Genomic DNA, 25,056 nt, shown 5'->3' with positions numbered 1-25,056 from the left:
AGGACAAACCAATGATACCCGTATCCTTTTTTTGTAATCTTAATATTTTCCTATGGGGAACTTTACACAATCGTCATTACATGTGGACTTTACCGTTATACGCCGGTACAAATCCTGTTATTCATAATACCATAATCTTGTGTTTGATCGATACCGGCATAGAAGAGTTATTTGCCGGGTTTAACAATCAACCATATCCCCGCTGAGCACGCAATAGTTTCTTAAAAATCGTTTCCTGGTCCGCTATGCATACCATAGTGGTCTCGGCCCTTTATTACCCAAAGTTTACTGCATGATGTCCCTCTTAAATGTTTTGAATCCCGATGCAAGGTTATTCAGTAAAAGCTGTAAAAGGTTGTTACTGGCACTTTCTGGCATGCTGATGACCGTCGCCGCCACTGCTGGCGTCTTCCCCGTCACTAATACCAACGACGCGGGGCCCGGATCATTAAGACAGGCTATCCTGGATGCCAACGCAGCAGGCGCAGGGCCGCACCAGATCGTGTTTAATGTGCACGGACAGATCACGCTGGCCACTTCCTTGCCCACCATTACGGTCAAAAAGCTGACGATCGACGGACAGAACAAGATCACGCTGTATTCTACGGGCACCAATTCGGTCATCAATCCTTTTGTGATCAATGCGGACAGTGTGACCATCCGGAATTTTACCGTGCAGAATAACGGGGACATTAATGTGGACATTTTTCCGAATACAACGGGTATAACGATAGAGAATATACGCTCTTTCAGCACAGTGGGTAACTACCTGAATTCGTTTATGCGGGTACAGGGAGCTTCCACCAGGCTAGCGGTGAGAAACATCTCTTCTACTGACGTAGAGTCGGCAGGTGCCGGCACCACACACATCGGGCGGGCTTTTTATTTTACCGGCGGTACGCAGACCGACCTGATCATGGATAATATCCAGCTCAGTACGGCCAACAATACGCGTGGGGGAGAAGGTATCGTGTTCCGCGACGCAGGTGTGAACGGATTAACGTTCACCAACAGTAACATCAGCGGCTTCCAGAATGCAGTGCTGTTTGATAATACCGCAGGCCCTGTGGAAACAGCCAATAATGTGCTGTTCAGGAATGTGATCATAGATAGCTTATGGGGCGGGGTATCACTGGGCATCTATTGCGATTATCCGGCCACCAACTTCCAGATCAAACAGACGACGATAGATATGAATGTGGTCACTTCGGATGATGACGGGGACTACGCCATCCGCTTTGACAACACAGCGAACAACATCAACATCGATACCGTTGATATTAATGAAAATGATATTTACGCCATCTGGTTCAACGGTGCTGCCAGCAATGTAACCATTAACAAGGCAGTCATCGTAAACAGGATACCCGGCCAATTCGCCGGTAATGCCAATGTCCGGTTTGAAGGGGCAGTCAACGGATTTACCTGCACTAACTCCATATTAGATGCTGACAAACCTGCCAATACGGATGATGCTGACGTGGGTATCGGCTTTTATGCTTCTGCCACCGGAGTAAATATTGATAATGTTACTTTTAATGAATTTGATGTAGACGGTATTTATGTAATAGGAGCAGCCACCAATTTTCAGCTGACGAATTCCAAATTCACGCGAAACGTGGATGGTATTGAATTTTACAGTGACGCTCCCAGAAGTAATGTAGACATTGTCAATTCATCTTTTTATAATCAGGAACGCTCTGGTATCGTCATCAACGGTACCAACGCTGTTACCGACGTAGACCTGAAGGGGGATACGGTAGTGAATAATACGAATCACGGGATTTGGTTTTATGGCAGCGCCGGCGTGACAGACTCGCAGGTGGATGGTTGTGTGATACATGATAATGGTGGTGCGGGCATCGTAAACGTAGCGCCTACCAAGGTAATCATCACCAACAACTCCATATATAATAATACCCTTGCCGGCATCTCTTTACAGGGCGGTAACTGTAGCTATACCCTCGCCGGGGGTAAGACGCCGGTACTGGTGTCATCCACCGCGCTGGGAGGGGGGCAGTACCAGCTACAGCTCACCATTCCGAATATAACCGCCGGTGCACAATATACAGTAGACATTTATGCCAACGATCCCGCTACGAACAAAACGAGCGGGCAATATTATGTTACGTCCTTAACAGGACTTTCTGCCGGCACCTCTACACAGACCATCACTTACAATGCTGGTCCGGGTGCTACCGGCCTCGGTTTCTGGACGGCCACGCTGCGTATCCCCGCTAATACCTGCGGTACTTCGGAATTTGGCAACGGCATTCCCATGGCAGCCAAAGGCCCTGCCTGTGTGAGCAACGGCGTAGTGGCATGGTACCGGGCAGACCAGGCGGTGAACGGCGTGAACTGGGGCGATATTTCCGGTAACGCCAATCATATGACGGTTGTCGGTGATCCGGATAATACCACCGGCATGGTCAACTTCAACCCTGCTATTTACTACGATGGTAATGATGCCCACCTGGTGCCTGCTTCGGCAGGCGTCTCCGGGGCATACTCCATTATGGGTATGGGCTTACTGGAAGGGTCGCAGACCGGCCGCGTATTCACCAGTTCTTCCAGCAATGAATTGATGGGATGGCACGCCGGGATGGAAAACCGCGCATATGTGGAAGGTTGGATCGATCCGGGTAATGCCATTACTGCAAAAGGAAAACTTTACTCTTTTGAAAGAGCGGCCAGTGGTGCCTACGAATTTAAAAGCAACGGCGTATTACGGAAAAACGGCCCCACCTCAAGCGCCTCCGGATGGACACTGGACGTAGGCGGCAATGCTTATGCTGAATACTCAAAAATATTTATTCCGGAAGTATTCATCTACAACCGAGACCTTACACCTGCCGAAATACAGCGCATTGAATCATACATGGCGCTCAAATACGGCATCACGCTCAATAACGGCGCAACCGATTATATTAACAGCGACGGCACCGTACAAATATGGACGGCTGCCGCTAACACAGGTTATGGCACACGCATTACCGGCATTGGCCGTGAGGATTGCAGCATACTGAATCAGAAACAATCCCTGAGCCAGGATAGCGGTATCGTGACCATTGCGCTGGGAAATGCCATTGCTGTTTCCAATGCCATCAATTCCAATACCTTTACGCAGGATAAGTCATTCCTGGTCTTTGGTGACAATAGTGGTAGCACCGGCTACTTTACAGCAGTCACCAGTGCGAACGCTACCCGCCGCATGGGCCGGGTTTGGAAGATACAGAAAACTGCTTCCTGGGATAATGGCCAGCAGATAACACTGCAACTGGCAGGTGGCACCGGGAATAATTATCTGCTCATCAGTACAGACGCTGGATTCGGCACTGTTACCAAAGAGCTGAAACTGAGCAGCACAGGAACTGTCACCGTTTCCGGTGCAGACCTGGCCAATGGTGCTTTCTTTACTTTCGGCCAACAACAGCGATTCCCAGGCGGCGTAGCCACCAATCTGCAGACATGGGTGAAAGCAGACGCTGGTACATCGGTAGTGGACGGCAGCATCCTCACATGGCAGGACCAGGCCGTGCAGCGGGAATGGCCGCTCGGTGTTGCCAATGCGCCCCTCAGCTGGCAAAAGAATGCTATTAACTATAATCCTGCTATCAACTTCCTGGGAAATAACTATTTCAGCGTACCCAGGTTTACGGAAAGCTATACCGCTGGGGAAATCTTCTCTGTGCAGGCTTCCAACCTCGCGGCTACCTCTACCATAGCGAGCTTCCCGTTTGAATTTGGCGGCGATCCCACTACACTTACCCAACAGTTTTATGTTTATAACGGGGCCCACTATACGCACTTTGGTACCAACTCAAGGCCTGGTTATCCGCTGGGAAGTATTAATATACAACAGGCACATATATTAAATAACTGGAGCGCTCCTGGCAACTGGGCAGTCAACTTCGATGGCAAAACCATCGGCAGCAGCACTACCTTCCCGGTTACTTTCAGCAGAGGGGCAGGGCTGAATTCCGCTATCGGCGCAGGACATAATTCTATTTTCAATGGCCGCATTTCGGAAGTGATCCTCTACAACAGGCAGTTAAACGCCGCTGAGCGTGCACAGGTGAACAGTTATCTGGCCCTGAAATACGCCCTCACGTTGAAGACAGCCGCAGGAGCTTCTACCGATTACCTCGCCAGTGATGGTAGTACTAAAATGTGGACTGCGACTAAAAATACCGGTTATGGTGAACGTATCACCGGTATCGGCAGAGATGATAACGGTACCCTGCTACAGAAGCAAAGCCAGTCACAGCTGGATGGTGCCAATGTAACTATTGGTGCAGGCACTGGTCTGGCTGCCTCCAATGCAGAGAATAACACCACTGTCGCCAACGACCTTTCTTTCTTTACTTTCAGCGATAACGGTCAGCCCGCTACGTATAGCCAGGGCGTTACAGGCCTGGGGAATGTTACTGCACGCATGGGCCGTATCTATAAAATAGACCGCACCAACTGGGCTACCAGTTCCATCAGACTGGGATTGACCGGTGGTAACAACTCCAACTTCCTGTTGGTAAGCACCGACGAAACCTTTGGGGCAGGAGATAAAGCGTATGCACTGGATGCCAACGGCCAGCTTACCCTGAGCAGCGATCTGCTGCCTGACGGCGCCTTCTTTACTTTCGCCAATACGCAGGCAGCTCCGGCTGGTGTAGCTGGGGGACTGGAAGTATGGGCCAGGGCCGACAGTGCGGTGGTGGTAAGTGGAGGTAACGCTACCCAATGGAAAGAACTGAGCGCCTCTGGACGTACATGGACGCTCGCTACCACGGGAGCACTCCCCTGGAAGGAGGCTTCTCTCAACTTTAACCCGGGCATCAGCTTCAGTGGAGCAGGCGCCACCGGCAACTATTTCATACAGCAGCCGGAGATAGCCAATACCTTTACCGCAGGTGAAGTATTCTCTGTACAAACATCCAACGTTGACAACACCGGTAACGCGATGTATCCTTTTGAATTTGGAGGTACCCTTGCCGGCGGAGCAGCGTTTTATAACTACACCAACAATAATCAATTTACTTATTTCGGTACCAACACCGGTCGTATGAACTTCGCTTATCCCGCGGGTGTGAGCATACGCAATGCGCATATGCTGAACATCTGGAGCGCTACCAACGACTGGGCGGCTGGTGTGGACGGTAAAGTATTGCTGACAGCCAATCCCAATGCTGTGAGTTTCCTCTCTCCAGCCGGGAACAAGGATTATATCGGCGCCGGCCACAATGCGGTACTGAATGGCGATATCCCAGAGGTAATATTATATTCCCGCAAGCTGACCGCGCTCGAACGTCAGCAGGTACAATCCTATATGGCGCTGCGTTATGGCCTGACACTGGGCATAGGCACACCAATGGATTATGTCGCCAGCGACGGTACCACCACCATGTGGAAAGCCGCTGCCGGCGGTGCTTACGCCAAACATATCACCGGTATAGGCCGTGATGACAGAGGCATGTTGCTGCAGAAGCAGTCCGTGGCCGCAGACACTGGTATCGTAACCCTCGCTGCGGGTGCAGCAGTGGCTACTTCCAATAAAGCCAATACCACCAATATCACCAATGATCTTTCTTTCTTCTCTTTTGGAGATGATGGCGCCGCTACTACCTACCTGACACCGGTTGCCGGTATCAATAAGGTGAACAGCCGCATGACCCGCATCTTCAAAGCGCAGAAAAATAACTGGGCAGATCAGGACATTACTTTCAGATTATCCGGCGGTAATGCACGTATCTATCTGCTTGTCAGCACAGACAATACTTTCGGTGCAGGAGATGCTGCTTATGCATTGAATGCTGATGGTACTACGACCCTTAACAGTAGCCTGTTGCCCGACGGTGCTTACTTCACTTTTGCGAAAAATATCACCGGACCGAATGGCGTAAACAATGGCGTTTCCTTCTGGCTGCGCGCAGATGATGGTGTATCCGGTGGCAACAATTGGAGCGATTACAGCAACCTCGGTAATGACGCATTACAGGGTGTAGTAGCCAGCCAGCCTATTACCGACGCGAAAGCACTCAACTTCAACTACGGCCTTGTGTTCGATGGTACAGACGATTTTCTGGATATTACCACTACCCGCATCAATCCTTCCACCGCTACTATTTTTGCGGTTGCCAGCGGTTCCGGATTTGCCACAGTAAGAGACCTTGTCAGCAGCGGAGCAGTAGGTTCGGCACATGGTATGGAATTCCGGCTTGTCGGCACCGGACAACTGAACTACCTGGAGAACGCCGGATCGGTGGTTGGCATAGGCGGAAGCGCTACTTACCTCTCCGACAAACCCTATATTTTCAGTGCCGCCCAGGCCAACAATACTGCCAATGGCGTACGTATATTTGGCAACTATGCGCTTGACAATCAGGGTACTATCAATTTAACGCCGCTTACCAGTAATCTTATTTCCATAGGTTCTCGTACCATCGCCGCCAGAGGGTTCTACTGGATGGGCAAAATGGGAGAGGTGATTGCTTATGACCGCGTATTGTCAGACGTAGAGCGCCAGTCCGTAGAGTCTTACCTCGGCCTGAAATACGGTATCACCATCAACAACGGCGCCAGCGATTACCTGGCCACAGACGGTTCCAAATACTGGACCGCCAATGCAACCTATAAATCCCGTATAACCGGCATAGGTAGAGATGACGCCACGGCGCTGAATACCAAACAATCACTCAGTGTAGACACCGGTTTTGTGACCCTCTCGCTGGGTAACAATATTCAGCTCACCAACGAACAGAATACCAATACCATCACCAACGATAAATCTTTCTTTGTATTTGGAGATAACGGGCTGTCAGCTACTTCTTACACAACAGTTATAAGCGGCACTAATGCCACCCGCCGTCTTTCCCGCGTATGGAAAGTGGATAAAACCAACTGGACGGATCAGGCCATTACACTGAAAGCCAGTGCGGTAGGCACCAAGGTATATCTGCTGATCAGCACAGATCCTACTTTTGCAACGATCAATCAGGAACTGCCGCTGAATGCAGACAAAACCATTACCCTCAACACCAGCCTGTTGCCTAAAGGTGTGTATTTCACCTTCGGCGCAGCTGTGAAATACCCCGGTGGCGTAGCCAGCGGCAACCTGATATGGTTGCGCGCAGATATTGCTACTTCTGCCACGGCTGACAACACGCCGATCAGCAGCTGGAACGACTATAGCCCTAACGGTAATAACGTGGCGCAGGCTACGCCGGCCAATCAGCCGATATATATGGATAATGCCGCGACCAACCTGAACTTTAACCCGGTGGTGAAGTTTAATGGCGCTCCTCATGCGATGGCAGGCGGCTCTTTCCTGAAGACTGGTACTTACAATACTGCTTATGCTTTTTATGCGGGTTGTCAGGCTGTCGCCAATCCCACCGTTATCTTTACGGAACCAGCTCCTGTTGCCGGAACTAACCAGTTTACATTACATGCTACCTGGAATGATAATGTGGTGTATTGGGATGCCCCGTATCTCAACAACCGCCTTACCTTTAATGCAGGGGATATTAATAACCAGGTAATTCTCTGGACAGCCACCAACAATGTAAGCCTTGCTGCTAACAAACAATCTATTTACAAGAATGGGTTGAATGTGGCCAATTCTAATAAGACTGATATCATCACCGGTGGTGGCATTCCATTCCAGCTTGGCTGGAATGGCCCTGGTTCCTATAACGGCCGTATGGGCGACCTGATCGTATATACCACGCCGCTTACGCTGGTTGAACAGCAGAAGGTGAACAGCTACATGGCCATCAAATATGGTATCACGCTGAACAACGGCGCTACCGACTACCTGGCCACTAACGGCAGCGCGATATGGAATGCTGCCACTAACACCGGCTACGGTAATTATATTACCGGTATCGGTCGTGATGACGCAGAAGACCTGAACCAGAAACAATCCCGCAATACCATGAGCGGTATGCAGCTGGCGATCGGTCTGAATAGCCTCTCAGAAACAAACAACAGCAATGCCAATGCATTCACTGCTGATAAATCATACATGGTATGGGGCGACAACGCCGGCAGCGGTCTCTTTAAAACCGCGCTGACAGGTCACCCTGTAGCCAATTATCGCATGGGAAGAGTCTGGAAAGTACAGAAATCCGGCACTGTCGGTACTGTACAGGTGGCAGTGCCTTATGACGCGCTGCCCAATGCTGCGCAGACTTACCTCATCGTCAGCAATGACGCTACTTTCGACGGAACGGACCAGTTCATTCCGGTGACCGCCATGACGCTCAATGGCGTGAAACATTACGCCGCCAATGTGGACCTGGCTAATGGCCAATACTTCACCTATGGTGCGTCTATCAAAACACCGGGTGGGGTAGTGGGCACTTCCCTCTGGTTGCGTGCAGATGCAGGTACTTCCAGCACCACTGACAATAGTGCTATCAACGGCTGGACAGATTATGCTTCAGACCTGAACAACGGTACACAAGCTACCGCTGTCAACCAGCCGCTGTACATGAGGAACGCAACGACCAATGCCAACTTTAACCCTGTAGTGAAATTCGACGGGGCAGATTTTCTGAATCTCGATATCAACAAACTGCCAATGGGCACCAGCGCCAGAACATTCTTCGGTGCAGGTAGCGTACCGGCTGTCAGCGGGGCCAATCAGTATATACTCGGATACGGTGGGGCCACTACCAGTCAGGGTGTCGGTATTGCGCTCGTAGGCAGCAACGGTACCGCCGATTTTGTGGGTTGGGCTAATGATGTTATCAGCCCCGCAGGCAACTGGCAGCCAGGCATGTTTAATGAAATGGTCGGTGTATGGGCCGGCGGTGCTAACGGCACAGCCACGCTCTACAGCAAAATGGCGACTTTGGGATCGGCGGCTAAGAGCTGGAACACAACCATTGGCGGTGCACAAGTCGGTAGTGCTCCCTGGGACATTAACCAGTCCTGGAGAGGTACCATCGGTGAGGTGATCGTATATCCCGCCGCGTTAAGCACCAACGAACTGCAACGGGTGTCCACTTATCTGGCTATCAAGTACGGCTACACGATGGATCAAACTACAGCAAGAGACTATCTGGCTACCGATGGCACCACCAAAGTATGGGATGCCACCGCCAATGCTACTTATAAAAATAACATAACCGGTATCGGCCGCGATGATGTGGAAGGCCTTGCGCAGAAGCAAAGCCAGAGCATCAACACCGGCTTCCAGCCCATAGTGGGTCTGGGCAGCATCGCGACAGACAACCTTAGCAATACGAATACATTCTCCGCAGATAAATCATATATGGTCTGGGGCGATGATGGCGCCAGCACTTCCTTCACCACGGCTGTTACCGGCAACTCCGCTGTAACCACCCGTATGGCAAGAACATGGAAAGTGCAGGAATCCGGTACTGTAGGTACGGTGGCCATCTCCATCCGCAAAGATCAATTGCCTCGCAGCGCAAACAGGCCTTACCTGATCATCAGCAACGACGCTACTTTTGACGGTACGGACCAGTTCATACAGCTGGCTGACGGTGACGTGAATGGCGTGCCTAGTTATTCCACCACACTGGACATGACTAGCGGCCAATACTTCACTTTCGCCAGCTTCGTGACCTCACCGGGCGGTGTGTCTGGTGACATGCTGTGGGTGAAAGCAGACGCCGACTTACAGGTGAATGGAGGCAACCAGGTAGAGCAATGGCTGAACCAAAGCAGCGCTATGCCTACTGAACTGCGTGCGACACCTGTTGCTCATACAGATCCTATCGCTGCTTCGGCAGACATTATTCGTGTGCCCAATGGCATCAACTTCAACCCGGCGGTTGACTTCTCTGGCGCAGTAGGCAAATCTCTGAAAGGTAATGCCGATGCCAACTGGAACTCTACACCTAACCTGTCCATCTTCTCTGTTAGTACTCCGGAAGGTCCTGCAGTCAATGGTCTGGTAGGTATTTTCACCACCAACGGCGAATGGTCGGCATCAGCTAATGCTGGCAGAGGACTGGTGTATACAACCAGCGTTAATTATGCCCTGGACGGCGGCGGATGCCTTGTGGCGCCATCTTTTCCTCCTTATGCAGCTCCTAATCTCGTACGTGGCGTGTATGTAAATGCCAACAATGCGCTGAATGGAAGTACCTGGCTGAATGGCAAACAAAGTCCTCTCGGCGCTAGCTGCGGTACGCAGGCAGGCGGCTCTTTCTTTGAAGTGGGCGGTCGTACCACAGATAACGCAGCTCTTGATAACCGCATCTTCAACGGTAAAATCCCTGAGGTGATCGTATACAAATCTGCCCTCACGGCTACTGAAGCCCGACAGGTAGAATCATACCTCGGTATTAAATATGGCATCACGCTCGACCAGAGCACTGCACAGAACTACCTGGCTACAGATGGCTCCGTGATCTGGAATGCTACTGCCAATAACATTTATAAAAACAACATCTTCGGTATTGGTCGGGATGACAGGGAAGCCTTAGTGCAGAAACAATCACGCAGCGTACATACCGGCTCCATCCTGACTGTCGGCATGCGCGCTATTGCCGCCACCAATGCGGATAATACCAATACTTTTGGTGCAGATAAAAGTTATATCCTGCTGGGAAGTAACAGCAACGCTCTTACTGTTGGCGGAACAGATCTGCCCGTGGGCAGCTGTATCCCTGAGCGCCTCACGCAGGAATGGAAAACACAGTTCACCAATTACGATATCAGCACCCAGCCGCTCAGCATGCAGTTCGATCTGAACGGCATCACCGTAAAAGGCACTTCAGCGGCGGATTTCACGATCATGATCGACGAAGACGGCGACGGTAACTTCGCTACCGGTACGGTGACCGAAATACCTGCTACCAGCTTTAACGGCGGTATCGTGAGTTTTGAAAACGTGAGCGCCCTGAAAGATAATGTAGTGTTTACGCTCATCACCAGTCATCTCCAGCGTACCGCTAACCTGGTGCCGGATGCTACGGTGAGAACAGTAGCGGCTACCTGTATCGACAAGGGCACCCTGTATTTCATTGATCCTACTGATGCGAACAAATACATCGCCTCCATTGCCCTGAATGGCAACACCATGGATGTAACCAAACTGTCTGCTGTTGTAGATGTGAACAGGAATATGAATGCAGCGCTGGGCAAGAACGTTGGCACCGACTACGGTACACAGTTAATGCGCAGGCTGGTACAAATCAGCTACACCGGTACAGACATGACGCTGAACGGCGGCGTTACGCTCCGCCTCTTCTGGAACCCGGCTGAAAGAACCAATGCAGAGAATATGCTCTCCGGTACCCGTGGCGTAACAGGCACACAACGCTGGACATGGTTCAAACATACCGGTGATATTACCGCTACACTGGCCGATCTGGCTCCTGAAGGGCTGGCTAATATTAACGAGCTTACTCCTTCAGCCACTGGTCAACAGGATGGCGTAGATTACGTTGAATTCAGCGGCATACAGAATTTCTCCACCTTCGGTGGCGTGACCGCTGTTAATCAGACGTTGGCCATCACCAAAGGTCAGGACGGCAAAGAAGGAGCACAGAACGGCTCCTTCAATATCAGTCTGCCTGGCACCGTGACCGCTACGGAAGACATCACCGTGAACTATACGGTGACAGGTACTGCGACTAACGGTACCGACTATACGGCGTTGAGCGGTACCCTGACCTTCCCGGCAGGCAGCAACAGTATAGCCCTGCCCGTAATAGTGACCGATGATAACATCCTCGAAACAACAGAAAATGTAACTGTTACGCTGAACGGCGCCTTCGGCACCACCAGCGGTAACGCCTATAATATCAGCAGCACACAGACTACGGCTACGCTGAACATTGCTGATAATGACAGCAATGACCCTGCTAAAACCACAGTAGGGGTAACCTGGGGTAAGGATGCAAAAGAACCGGCTACCAATGGTGCATTTAACATCAGCCTGCCGGTAGGTGTGACTGCATCGGAAGACATTACAGTGAACTATGCAGTTGCCGGTACAGCCACACCGGGTGCGGATTACAATGTGCTGAGCGGGTCCGTAGTGATTCCTGCAGGCCAGAACGGTGTGGTATTACCGGTTGTAGTAATAGATGACCAGCTCCTGGAAAGCCCTGAAACAGTAGTGGTTACCGTAACAGGTGGCAGCTCTGCCAACTTTACGCTGACTCCGCGCAGCGGCGCTACCAACGCCACTGTAAATATCATCGACGATGAAAACACACCGGCCAATCTCGTACTGAGCATAGCCAGAGCTGCCGACGCGGCGGAACCGGCCGTGAATGGCGGATTCACCATCAGTCTGCCTTCCAATATTACACCTACGGAAGACATTACCGTCAGCTATACCGTTGGCGGTACAGCCACAGGTGGGTCTGATTATACCGCCCTTACCGGCACCGTTACCATTCCGGCTGGTCAGAAGAGTGTAGCCTTGCCCGTTAATGTGATCGATGATCAGATCATTGAAAACACGGAATCAGTGGTGGTAACACTCACCGGCGGCACCAGTACTAATTTTACTTATACCGTCAGCGCTACCAATGGCAACGCATCCGTGGCCATTGCAGATAATGACAACACCGTCGCCAACCGCGTATTAAGCATCAAAAAGACAATTGATGCCGCGGAACCGGCCACCAACGGGGAGTTTACGATTAGTCTCCCTGCTGGCGTCACTTCATCTGAAGATATAACCATAGCCTATACATCCTCCGGTACCGCTACCAGCGGCACAGACTACACCGCTCTGGGAACGTCGGTGGTGCTGCCTGCAAAACAGAACAGCATTACCCTGCCAATCACCGTTATCGATGACAAGATCATTGAAAACACTGAAACTGTCATTGCAACGGTGACTGGCGGTACCAGCACCAGCTTTACTTTCGCCGCCAGCAGCACCAATGGCAGTGCCACTGCCAACATCGCTGACGACGATAATACAGCTGCCAACCGTGTGCTCAGCGTGAGCAACGATGGGGGAGACGCTTCAGAACCGGCTACCAATAGCAAGTTCAAAATCAATCTGCCTAAAGGCGCCACCGCTGCTGATGATATTACCGCTGCTGAGCCCATTACCGTGACTTACACCATCAGCGGCACCGCTATTAACGGTACCGATTATACGACACTGACTGGCACCGCAGTTATCCCGGCTGGCCAGAACAGTGTATCCGTTCCTGTGACTGTCATCGATGATCAGCTGATGGAAAACACCGAAACGGTTATCATGACGCTCACCGGCGGAACCAGCACCAGCTTTGCCTTTACTGCCAGCACTACCAACGGTAATGCTACTGTGAATATCCTGGATGATGATAACACAGCGGCCAATCGTGTACTGAGCATCACTAAAACCAACGATGGCGCAGAACCATCCACCAATGCACTGTTTAAGATCAGCCTGCCTGCAGGTGTTTTCCCTTCCGAGGATATTACCGTGAATTATACCGTAGCAGGAACCGCTACCAGCGGCAAGGATTATACTGCCTTAAGCGGCAGCGTGACCATCCCTGCGGGACAAGACGGCATTTCACTGCCTGTCTTTGTAATCAACGATCTGGAAATAGAAAATACAGAAACCGTGGTGGTGACACTCACCGGCGGCAGCTCCACAAATTTCAGCTATACCGCAAGCACCACCAATGCTACAGCTTCTGCGAATATTGCCGACGATGATAACACTGCAGCCAACCGCGTTATCAGTGTTAAAAACAAGGCCAATGCCGCAGAACCAGCTACCAATGGCGCCTTTACTATCAGTCTGCCAACGGGCGTAACCGCTTCCGAAGACATCACTGTAAATTATACAGTAGCGGGTACAGCTACCGCCGGTACTGACTATACAGCACTCACTGGCACGGTGGTAATACCAGCAGGTCAGAACGGCATTGATGTACCGGTAGCAGTCATCGATGATAAGATCATCGAGACAACAGAAACCGTATCACTCGACGTTACCGGTGGTACCAGCACCAGCTTTACCTTCACTGCCAGCACCACCAACGCTTCGGCAACTGTCAATATCGCTGATAATGACAATACCGCTGCTAACCGTGTGTTCACAGTGACCAACATGGGCAACGCTGCAGAACCGTCCACCAACGGTCGCTTCAGTATCAGTCTGCCGGCAGGTATTACCTCATCAGAACCGGTGACCATCCAATACACCATCGGCGGTACCGCCATTAACGGTACAGACTACGCAACGCTGAGCGGCACTGTTGTACTGCCGGCCGGACAAGACACCGTGTTCGTTCCCGTTACCGTGATAGATGACCCGCTCATCGAACCGACAGAAACCGTTGTACTGACGGCCACCGGTGGCGCCAGCACTAACTTCATCTTCACTGCCAGCACCACCGCCGGCAGCGCAACGGTGAACATTGCCGATGATGACGATATACCAGCGAACCGTGTGCTCAGCATCAGTAAAAAGGCCGATGCTGCAGAACCGAATACCAGCGGGGCTTATACCATCAGCCTGCCAGCCGGTATCAAGGCTTCTGAAAATATTACGGTCAACTATACCATTGCCGGTACTGCTACCGGCGGTACGGATTACGCTGCCCTCACCGGTACAGCTACCATCCCTGCCGGCGCCAGCGCCGTGGACGTGTCCGTCAACCCGATCGATGATCAACTCATTGAAAATACAGAAACAGTCATCGCCACAGTTACAGGTGGTACTTCGGCTAACTTCACTTATACTGCCAGCACAACCAACGCCAGCGCTACCGTTAACATCGCGGATGATGATAATACAGCAGCGAATCGTGTGCTCAGCATCGTGAAATTGTCAGACCTCGCCGAGCCTTCCACTAACGGAAGCTTCAAGGTTACGCTGCCTGGAACGGTAGCTTCATCAGAACCGGTGACTGTTAATTACACCATTAGCGGTACTGGTATCAACGGTACCGACTATACGACGCTGACTGGCAGCGTAGTGTTGCCTGCAGAGCAGAATGCCGTACTGATTCCGGTGACTGTAACGGACGATAAGATCATAGAAGGTACAGAAACCGTGATCCTCACCCTTACCGGTGGCGCCAGCACCAGCTTCGCCTTCACCGCCAGCCCGACCAATGGCAGCGCTTCCGCTGATATTGCGGATGATGATAATGTAGCTGCCAATCAGATATTGAGTGTGACCAACGACGGCGATGCCGCTGAACCAAGCACCAATGGCGCCTTTAAGATCAGCCTGCCTGCCGGTTACACTGCAGCTGCGCCGATTACTATCAACTATACCATAGCTGGTACAGCCACCAGTGGGTCTGATTACACCGCGCTGACAGGCACTGTGGTCCTGTCTGCAGGACAACCCAGTGTATCCGTACCGGTATTGGTGATGGATGACCAGCTCGTGGAAAACACCGAGACTGTGATCATGACAATTACCGGTGGTACAGGCGCTGGCCTGACTTATACAGCCAGCCCAACCAATGGTACAGCTACTGTCAATATTATTGATGATGAAAATTCCGCGGCCAACCGCGTGCTGAGCGTTACCAACGACGGCAACGCTGCAGAACCGGGCACCAACGGCGGATTTAAAATCAGTCTGCCTAACGGTATCAAACCGTCAGAAGACATCACTGTTACTTATACCATTGGTGGAACAGCCACCGGTGGCAAAGATTACGACGCGCTGACTGGTACTGTTACCATCCCGGCTGGTCAATCCAGTGTAGCCGTTCCTGTTACTGTTATCGACGATAAGATTATCGAAGGTCAGGAGACAGTAATCCTTACTGTCACCGGCGGCACCAGCACCAGCTTTGCCTATACCGCCAGCGTTACCAATGGCAGCGCTACCGTAGATATAGCAGATGATGATAATACCGCCGCCAACCAGGTACTGGCTGTTACCAAAACAGCCGATGCTGCAGAACCGTCCACCAACGGCGGCTTCCTCGTGAGCCTGCCAACAGGTGTCACCTCAGCCAGCGATATCCAGGTAACTTATACTGTAGCCGGTACCGCTACTCCTGGTGCAGACTACCAGCCTATTACCGGTACCATCACCATACCCGCAGGTAAAAACAGTGTAGCCGTTCCAGTGAATGTCATAGACAATAAAGTGATAGAACCGGATGAAACGGTGATCCTGAATATCACCGGTGGTAATGATTCACAGTTCACCTATACCGTAGCCAGTGGAGGAGGTTCCGCTACCGTAACCATCGCTGATGATGATTTCGCAGGTAATAGCAATATCGTGCTGCTCACCAAAGTATCCGATGCGGTAGAAGGTAGTGTCCACGGCCAGTACAGGATTTCCCTGCCTCCGGGTATTACCAGCTCCCAGGATGTGGTGGTTAGCTTTACCTTGGCGGGAACAGCTATCAATACAACAGACTACAGTTTACTGGGCCTGACTTCCGGCAATATTGTGATACCGGCAGGAGCCAATGAGGTGTTCATAGATGTAGACGCCATTAATGATGGTATCATCGAAGGACCTGAAACAGTAATACTGACCCTCACGAACGCTGTCTCCGGTAGTTATCCGTTCACCATAGACCCATCAGGTAATGGCGCGGTGGTGAACATCATAGATGCCAATGCTGCCAGCAGCACACCTATACAGGTAATTGCCGGTACCAACGCAGCAGAACCAGCCACCAAAGGTACCTTCAGGGTACAGCTGGCAGGTGGTGCCACCTCCGCATGGCCTGTTACTATAGGATATAGCATATCCGGTACAGCCATATCCGGTGTGGACTACCAGGCATTGGGCACTATTGTGATCCCGGCTGGTGTCGATGGCGTAACAGTAGATCTCAATGTACTGGACGACAAGATCATCGAGCCTACTGAAACCATGAAATTCAAACTCCTGTCGGGTAGCGCTACAGATGGTGGCACGCAAGCCTTTATCTTCCCGCCAGACCCGGCTAAGGATAATATTACCGTCAACATAGCAGACGACGATGCCGTTGCTGCCAACCAGGTACTGAAAGTGGAGAAGACTACCGATGCTGCAGAACCCTCTGTTAACGGAGCTTATACTATCAGTCTGCCTGCCGGTTATACTTCCGCAGCAGATATCACACTGACCTATAACATGAGTGGTACCGCTGTCCGTAATACCGATTACACAGTTACCACCGTAACCCTGCCAGCCAATACCAACAGCTTTAGCATACCGCTGACGGTAATAGATGATAAGATCATCGAGAATACCGAAACGGCCATACTGACCCTTACAGGCGGTACTGATGCTAACTCGTTCGCCTATACGGCAGATCCGGCTGGCAACAATGCCACTGTGAACATCGCCGATGATGACAATACAGCCGCCAACCGCGTACTGTCTGTTAAGAAAACGGCCGATGGCGCTGAACCAGGTACCCCTGGTGAGTTTACCATCAGTCTGCCTGCTGGTTATACCGCATCGGAAGACATCGACGTAACCTACACTGTGGGCGGTACCGCTACTCCTGGTGCAGGTTATGACTATACGACCCTGCCAGTTACCGTGAAAATACCTGCCGGTCAACCTGGCGTTACCGTACCGGTAATCGTGAACGACGACAAGATCATAGAAGGTACAGAAACCGTGGTGATGACCCTTACCGGTGGAACCAGCACCAGCTTTAACTTCACGCCGGCAACCGGTAACAGTACCGCCACCGTGGATATCACCGATAACGATAATACAGCGGCCAATCAGGTGATCAGCATCACGAAGAAAACAGATGCAGCAGAACCTGGCACTAACGGTGCATTCACTTTCAGCCTGCCTGTTAATGTAACATCAGCCCTGCCGGTAACAGTGAACTATACCATTGCAGGTACTGCTATCAACGGAACAGATTACAACACCCTCTCCGGTACAGTGGTAATACCCGCCAATCAGAACAGTGTAGACCTGCCTGTTATCGTTGCAGATGATAAGATCATAGAAGGGACAGAAACCGTGATCCTCACCGTTACAGGTGGCGCTTCTCCGGACTTTACCTTCACTGCCAGCACTACCAATGGCAACGCTACGCTGAACATCGCCGATGATGATGACATAGCTGCCAACCGGGTGCTGAGCGTTACCAACGGTGGCAACGCCGCGGAACCGGCCACCAACGGCAAGTTCCTTATAAGCCTGCCTGCCGGTTATACCGCAGCAGTGCCTATCACCGTGAACTATACCGTAGCAGGTACTGCCACCGCCGGCGCGGATTACACCGCCCTTACCAATACCGCGGTGATACCAGCCGGAGATCCCAGTGTGTCCGTAGCCGTTAATGTGATAGATGATAAGATCATTGAGAACACTGAAACGGTGATTATGACCCTCACCGGTGGCACCGGCGCTGCGCCATACACCGCCAGCACCACCAACGGCAACGCTACCGTAAACATTGCCGATGACGACAACACACCGGAAAACCTGGTGCTGAGTGTGATCAGGAAGTCCGATGCCGCAGAACCTTCCACTAACGGAGCGTTCAGTATCAGTCTGCCTGCAGGTGTGACGGTAGCGGAAGACGTGACGGTTCAATATACCATCACCGGTACCGCAGCGAATGGCACTGACTATGCGACCCTCAGCGGCACCGTAGTGATCCCGGCTAACCAACCTGATGTGACTGTACCAGTAAATGTGATCGATGATAAGATCATTGAGACCACCGAAACCGTGATCATGACACTGAACAGTGGTGCCAGCACTAATTTCAACTTCACCGCCAGCACCATCAACGGTAGTGCAGCCATGGATATAGTGGACAACGACAACACACCGGCGGCACTCGTGCTGAACATCGATAAAAAGAAAGATGGTGCAGAACCATCCACCAATGCAGCCTTTACCATCAGTCTGCCTGCAGGTTATACTGCATCTCAGGATATCACCATACACTATACTGTAGCAGGAACGGCCACCAGTGGCGTTGACTACGGAGCTATCGGCAACTCCATCGTGTTGCCTGCCGGCAAGGATAGCATAGACCTGCCAGTAGTTGTTATAGACGACAAGATCATAGAGCCGACAGAAACCGTGATCGTTACCTTAACAGGCGGCAACAGCACAAACTTCAATCTTGTGGCCAGCAGCAGTAAAGGCAACGCCACCGTTAATATCGCTGATGACGAGAGCACTGATCCGGCCAACCTCGTAGTGGGTATCGCGCGGGATAAAGATGCAGCAGAACCGTCTACCCATGGCGCCTTTAAAGTTGGTCTGCCTACCGGTATCACCGCTTCAGAAGATATCACGGTGAACTATACCGTGATGGGCACCGCTACCGCAGGCGCTGACTACACCGCCTTAAGCGGAACAGTAGTTATCCCGGCTGGTAAGGATAGTGTCGCTATTCCTGTTCTGGTGGCAGACGATAAGATCATTGAGCCGACAGAAACCGTCATCGCTACCCTCGCGGGTGGTTCATCCAACAGCTTTACCTTCACTGGTACGGGTAATGCCACCGTGAATATTGCTGACGATGATAATGTGGCGGCCAACCTTGTGTTGAGCGTTGCTAAAGTGAGCGATGCAGCAGAACCGACGGTGAATGGTGCCTTCAGCATTACGTTGCCTTCAGGATATACTGCATCAGAAGACATCACCGTAAACTATACTATCTCCGGTACAGCCACCAGTGGCGCGGACTACACCGCCCTTTCCGGCACCGCCGTGATTAAAGCAGGTGATCCAGGTGTTACCGTACCAGTACTGGTGATCAATGATCAGCTGATAGAGAATACAGAAACCGTGATCATGACCCTCAACGGCGGTAACTCCACCAACTTCACGTTAACCGGCAATGGCAGCGCCACGGTGAATATTGCAGACGATGATAACATAGCGGCCAACCGCGTACTGTCTGTTAAGAAAACGGCCGATGCTGCAGAACCAAACACCAATGGTGAGTTCACCATCAGTCTGCCGGTAAATATCTATGCATCGGAAGACATCACCGTGAACTATACCATCGGCGGCACTGCCACCAGCGACAAGGACTACACTGCGCTGAGCGGCACCGTGACCATCCCGGCAGGTAAAAACGACGCAACAGTAACTGTGCCTGTCATTGATGACAAGGTGATTGAAACCACCGAAACAGTGGTGATGACGCTCACCGGCGGTACCAGCACCAACTTCAGCTACACGGCCAGCGCTACCAATGGTAATGCTACGGTGAACATAGCAGACGATGATAATGTAGCGGCAAACCTGATCATCATTGTGAAAGACCCTGTTGACGGCGCAGAACCGTCCACCAACGGCTCCTTCACTGTCAGCCTGCCTACAGGATATACCGCATCAGAAGACATCACGGTGAACTATACCGTAGGTGGCACTGCCACAGCGGGTGGTGACTACACTGCCCTGAGCGGCAGCGTGGTAATCCCTGCGGGACAACCCGGCAGCGTTCAGGTACCAGTAACAGTCATTGACGACAAGATCATAGAAAATACAGAAACAGTAATATTGACGGCGACAGGGGCGACTTCCACCAGCTTTACGCTCGTGGCAAGCAGCACCAGCGGAAGCGCCACTGTGAATATCGCAGACGACGATAACACGGCAGCTAACCGGGTGCTGAGCGTAACCAACAAAGGCAATGCAGCTGAACCGACTACTAACGGAAGGTTCGCCATCAGCCTGCCTGGGGGAGTAACCTCGGCCGAAGATATTACCGTCAGCTATACCATAACCGGCACCGCCACCAGCGGCGTGGACTATGATGCCCTCAGCGGCACAGTAGTCATCCCGGCTGGAAAAGACACGGTATTCGTACCTGTGAATGTGATCAATGATCAGATCATTGAAAACAGCGAAACAGTGGTGATGACCCTCACCGGCGGCGCCAGCACCAGCTTTAACTTCACTGCCAGCGCTACCAACGGTAATGCTACCGTGACGATTGATGATGATGACAACATCAACGCCAACCGTGTGTTGCAGGTAACGAAAAAAGCAGATGGTGCAGAGCCGGGTACTAACGGCAGCTTCACTGTCAGCCTGCCTGCCGGTATCACCGCATCGGAAGATATCACGGTGAATTATACCATCAGCGGCACTGCCCAAAACGGCACTGACTACGCCAACCTGACTGGCACCGTCGTAATCCCTGCGGGACAACCCGGCAGCGTTGATATACCAGTAACAGTCATCGATGATAAGATCATTGAAGGCACCGAAACCGTTATCATGACCCTCACCGGCGGCACCAGCACCAGCTTTGCGTTCACCGCCAGCGCTACCAGCGGCACTGCCAGCCTGGATATTGCGGATGACGATGATGTAAGCGCCAACCGCGTACTGACGGTGACTAACAATGGTGATGCAGCAGAACCAGGTACCAACGGTGGCTTCAAAATCAGCCTGCCTGCAGGTGTTACTGTTGCACAGGACATCACGGTCAACTATACCATTACTGGTACTGCCACGGCAGGTACAGATTATACCGCCATCACCGGAGTAATTACCATTCCGGCCAATCAACCCAGTGTAACCATCCCCGTTATCGTACAGGATGATCAGGTGATTGAAACAACAGAAACCGTGATCATGACACTGAACGGCGGAACATCTACCAGCTTCACCTTCACCGGTAACAACAACGCTACCGTAAATATTACCGATAACGATGACGTAGTGGCTAACCGGGTATTGACGGTAACAAAAACAACCGATGCAGCAGAACCGTCTACCAATGGTGTGTTCACGATCCGTCTTCCTAAGGGTATCACCGTAGCCGAGAACGTAACCGTGAATTATACTATCGGCGGCACCGCCACCGCAGGTACCGATTACATGGCACTGGGCGGCACTGTGGTAATCCCTGCCGGTCAGGACAGCGTAAACGTGCCGGTACTGGTGATCGATGATCAACTGATAGAAAATACAGAAACAGTGGTGATGACACTGGCTGGCGGTTCTTCTGCCAACTTTACCTTCACCGGTAACACCAACGCCACTGTGAATATTACTGATAATGACGACATCGCAGCTAACCGTGTACTGACGGTAACGGCTACCAAAGACGCCGCAGAACCAGGTACAGCAGGTGAGTTCACCATCAGTCTGCCGAACGGTATCGCTTCTTCCGAACCGGTTACCGTAAACTATACCATCAGCGGTACCGCCACCAGTGGAGTAGACTACACCGCCCTCAGCGGAACCGTAGTTATCCCTGCGGGTCTGGATAAAGTGACCGTAGCGGTACCGGTAATCGATGATAATCTCCTGGAAACTACCGAAACGGTGGTGATGACCCTCACAGGAGGCACCTCCACCAGCTTCACCTTTACCGGTGGCAGCAGTGCTACGGTGAACATCATAGATGATGAGAACGTAGTAGGTAACCGCATACTGAATATTGTGAAAAAAGCAGATGCGGCTGAACCAGCCACCCACGGCGCCTTCACCATCAGTCTCCCGAACGGCATCCGTGCCTCCGAAGACATCAGGGTGAACTACACCGTAAGTGGTACCGCCACCAGCGGTGCTGACTATGCAGCCATCACCGGAACGATCACCATCCCTGCGGGTGGAACGGGTGTAGATGTACCGGTTACCGTAATAGATGATAAGGTGATTGAACAGACTGAAACCGTGATCATGACCCTGAACGGTGGTGCTTCCACCAACCTCACCTTCACCGGTAATGGTAATGCTACTGTCAACATCGCCGATGACGAAAGCATTACACCGGCGAGCATGGTACTGAGCATCGCCAAAGATACCGATGGCGCAGAACCGTCTACCAACGGCGGCTTTAAAGTAAGCCTGCCGGCAAATATTACTTCTTCGGAAGATATCACCGTGAACTATACCGTGGCTGGTACCGCTACCGCTGGTGCAGACTATACCGCCCTCACCGGCACCGTAGTCATCCCGGCAGGTCAGAACAGTGTATCCGTTCCCGTAATAGTAATAGATGATCAGATCATAGAAGTAACTGAAACCGTAGTTGCTACGCTCAACGGTGGTACTTCAGCCAACTTCATCTTCACCGGCAATGGTAATGCCACTGTGAATATCGCTGACGATGAAAGCATCACACCGGCTAAGCTGGTGCTGACCGCCGCCAAAGGCGCAGATGGTGCCGAACCGGCTACTAATGGCAACTTTACCATCAGCCTGCCTGCCGGTATCACTTCTTCAGAAGATATCACAGTCAACTACACCGTCGCAGGTACCGCTACTGCGGGCGCAGACTACACTGCCCTTACAGGTACGGTTATTATCCCGGCTGGTCAGAACAGTATCAGCATACCGGTTACTGTACAGGATGATAAAATAATAGAAGGGACTGAAACAGTGATCCTGACACAGACCAGCGCCAGCTCGGCCAACTTCACCTTCACTGCCGCAGGCAGTGCCACTGTGGACATCCTGGATGATGAAACCATCGACGCTAACCTGGTGCTGAACATCACCAAAGGCGCAGATGGTGCAGAACCGGCCACCAACGGTAGCTTCAATATCAGTCTCCCGACCGGAGTAACCGCCGCGATGGATATCACCGCCACCTACACTGTGGCAGGTACTGCTACCAGTGGCACAGACTACACCGCCCTCACCGGCACCGTAGTCATCCCTGCAGGCCAGAACAGTGTAACCGTGCCCGTGATAGTGATCGATGACCAGCTGATTGAAGGCGATGAAACCGTGATCATCACCGGTACCGGCGGCAATGCAGGCAGCCTTGTCCTCAAACCTGGCGCCAGCAATACTGCTACCGTAATCATCGCCGACGATGATAATACCAACCTCGACCTGATGGTTACTGCCAGCAAAGCCAATGCGGCAGAACCGTCTACCGCAGGGGAATTCACCATCAGCCTCGCCAGCGGAAAAATACCGGCGGCAGATATCACGGTTACCTATACGGTGGCGGGTACTGCCACGAGCGGCGCGGACTACACAGCCCTCACCGGCACGGCAGTCATCCCGGCAGGTCAAAGCAGTGTAACCGTACCAGTTAATGTAACAGACGACGATCTGATAGAACCGGTGGAAACAGTGGTACTCACGATCTCCGGTGGTAAATCGGCTAACATTAACTACACCGTAGGCGCTAACAACACGGCTACTGTCAACATTGCGGATGATGATAACACCGATCTGAGTCTGCTTGTTATCGCCAGCAAGCCTGACGCCAGCGAGCCAAATATCAACGGAGCGTTCACCATCAGTCTGGCCAGTGGCAAGCGTACGGCAGAAGCTATCACCATACAATACATGATAAGCGGCAGTGCCACACCGGATGCTGACTACACAGCCATCAGCGGTACTATCACCATCCCGGCAGGAGCCAACAGTGTAACCGTTCCCGTGAATGTGCTGGACGATAATGAAATAGAATCACCGGAAACAGTGGTGTTCATGCTCAACGGCGGAAAATCCGCCAGCTACACCTTCACCGCAGGTGCAGCCAGCGCAGCCACTGTAACCATCACAGACAACGATAAATTGGCTGGTGACCTGATCGTCACGAAAGAGATCATCGCACCGGCAACAGGGCCTTACCGCATGGGTCAGAACCTGACTTACCGCATCACTGTACGGAACGCCGGTAACATACCGGTGACCAGCGTAAGAGCTGAAGACCGTCTGCCGGTACAGCTGGATGTGCCTACGAACACTTCCGCAGAAAGGGGAGAGGTAGTGGTAACAGCAGCCACCAAACTGGTAGAATGGAATATCGGTGACCTGGCAGTGGGTGCTACCGTGCAAATGACGCTGACATCCCGCGTAATAGAAGGCGGAAAGCTGAGCAACGAAGCTACTGCCTACAGCACCAACATGCCGGATGCCGATAGCTCCAATAACGTGGCGGTGTCCACAGTGGAAATAGAAGGATCAGACCTGTCATTCCCGAACGTGATCACGCCGAATGGTGATGGTAAAAACGAAAGATTCATCATCGGTGGTCTGGAAAAATATCCCGGCTCTGCTATCTACATCTATAACAGATGGGGCAGTATGGTATATCAGTCCAAAGATTACAAAAACGACTGGGATGGTTCAGGCCTGAACGAAGCCACTTACTACTATGTCCTGGAGGTAAGAAAACCAGATGGTATCAAAAAGTATAAAGGCTGGGTAACAATATTACGGTAAGAGAC

General features: G+C 51.8%; 1 protein-coding gene. It reads left to right on the top strand.

The window, feature by feature from the left end; translation table 11 throughout:
- The first annotated feature begins 292 nt into the window (after positions 1 to 292).
- Positions 293 to 25,051 (top strand): Calx-beta domain-containing protein, encoded by a 24,759-nt coding sequence (locus KD145_RS04250; RefSeq protein ID WP_212004665.1) that lies wholly within the window; start codon positions 293 to 295, stop codon positions 25,049 to 25,051.
- Positions 25,052 to 25,056 lie beyond the last annotated feature (5 nt).

It is taken from the genome of Chitinophaga sp. HK235, assembly GCF_018255755.1.
In the GTDB taxonomy this organism is placed as follows: domain Bacteria; phylum Bacteroidota; class Bacteroidia; order Chitinophagales; family Chitinophagaceae; genus Chitinophaga.
Note: the sequence above shows the minus strand (reverse complement) of the source record. Positions and strands in the feature narration are given on the sequence as shown.

Excerpts from the sequence above, each read along its gene's own strand:
- KD145_RS04250 (WP_212004665.1), top strand. The coding sequence starts at position 293 with ATGATGTCCCTCTTAAATGTTTTGAATCCCGATGCAAGGTTATTCAGT.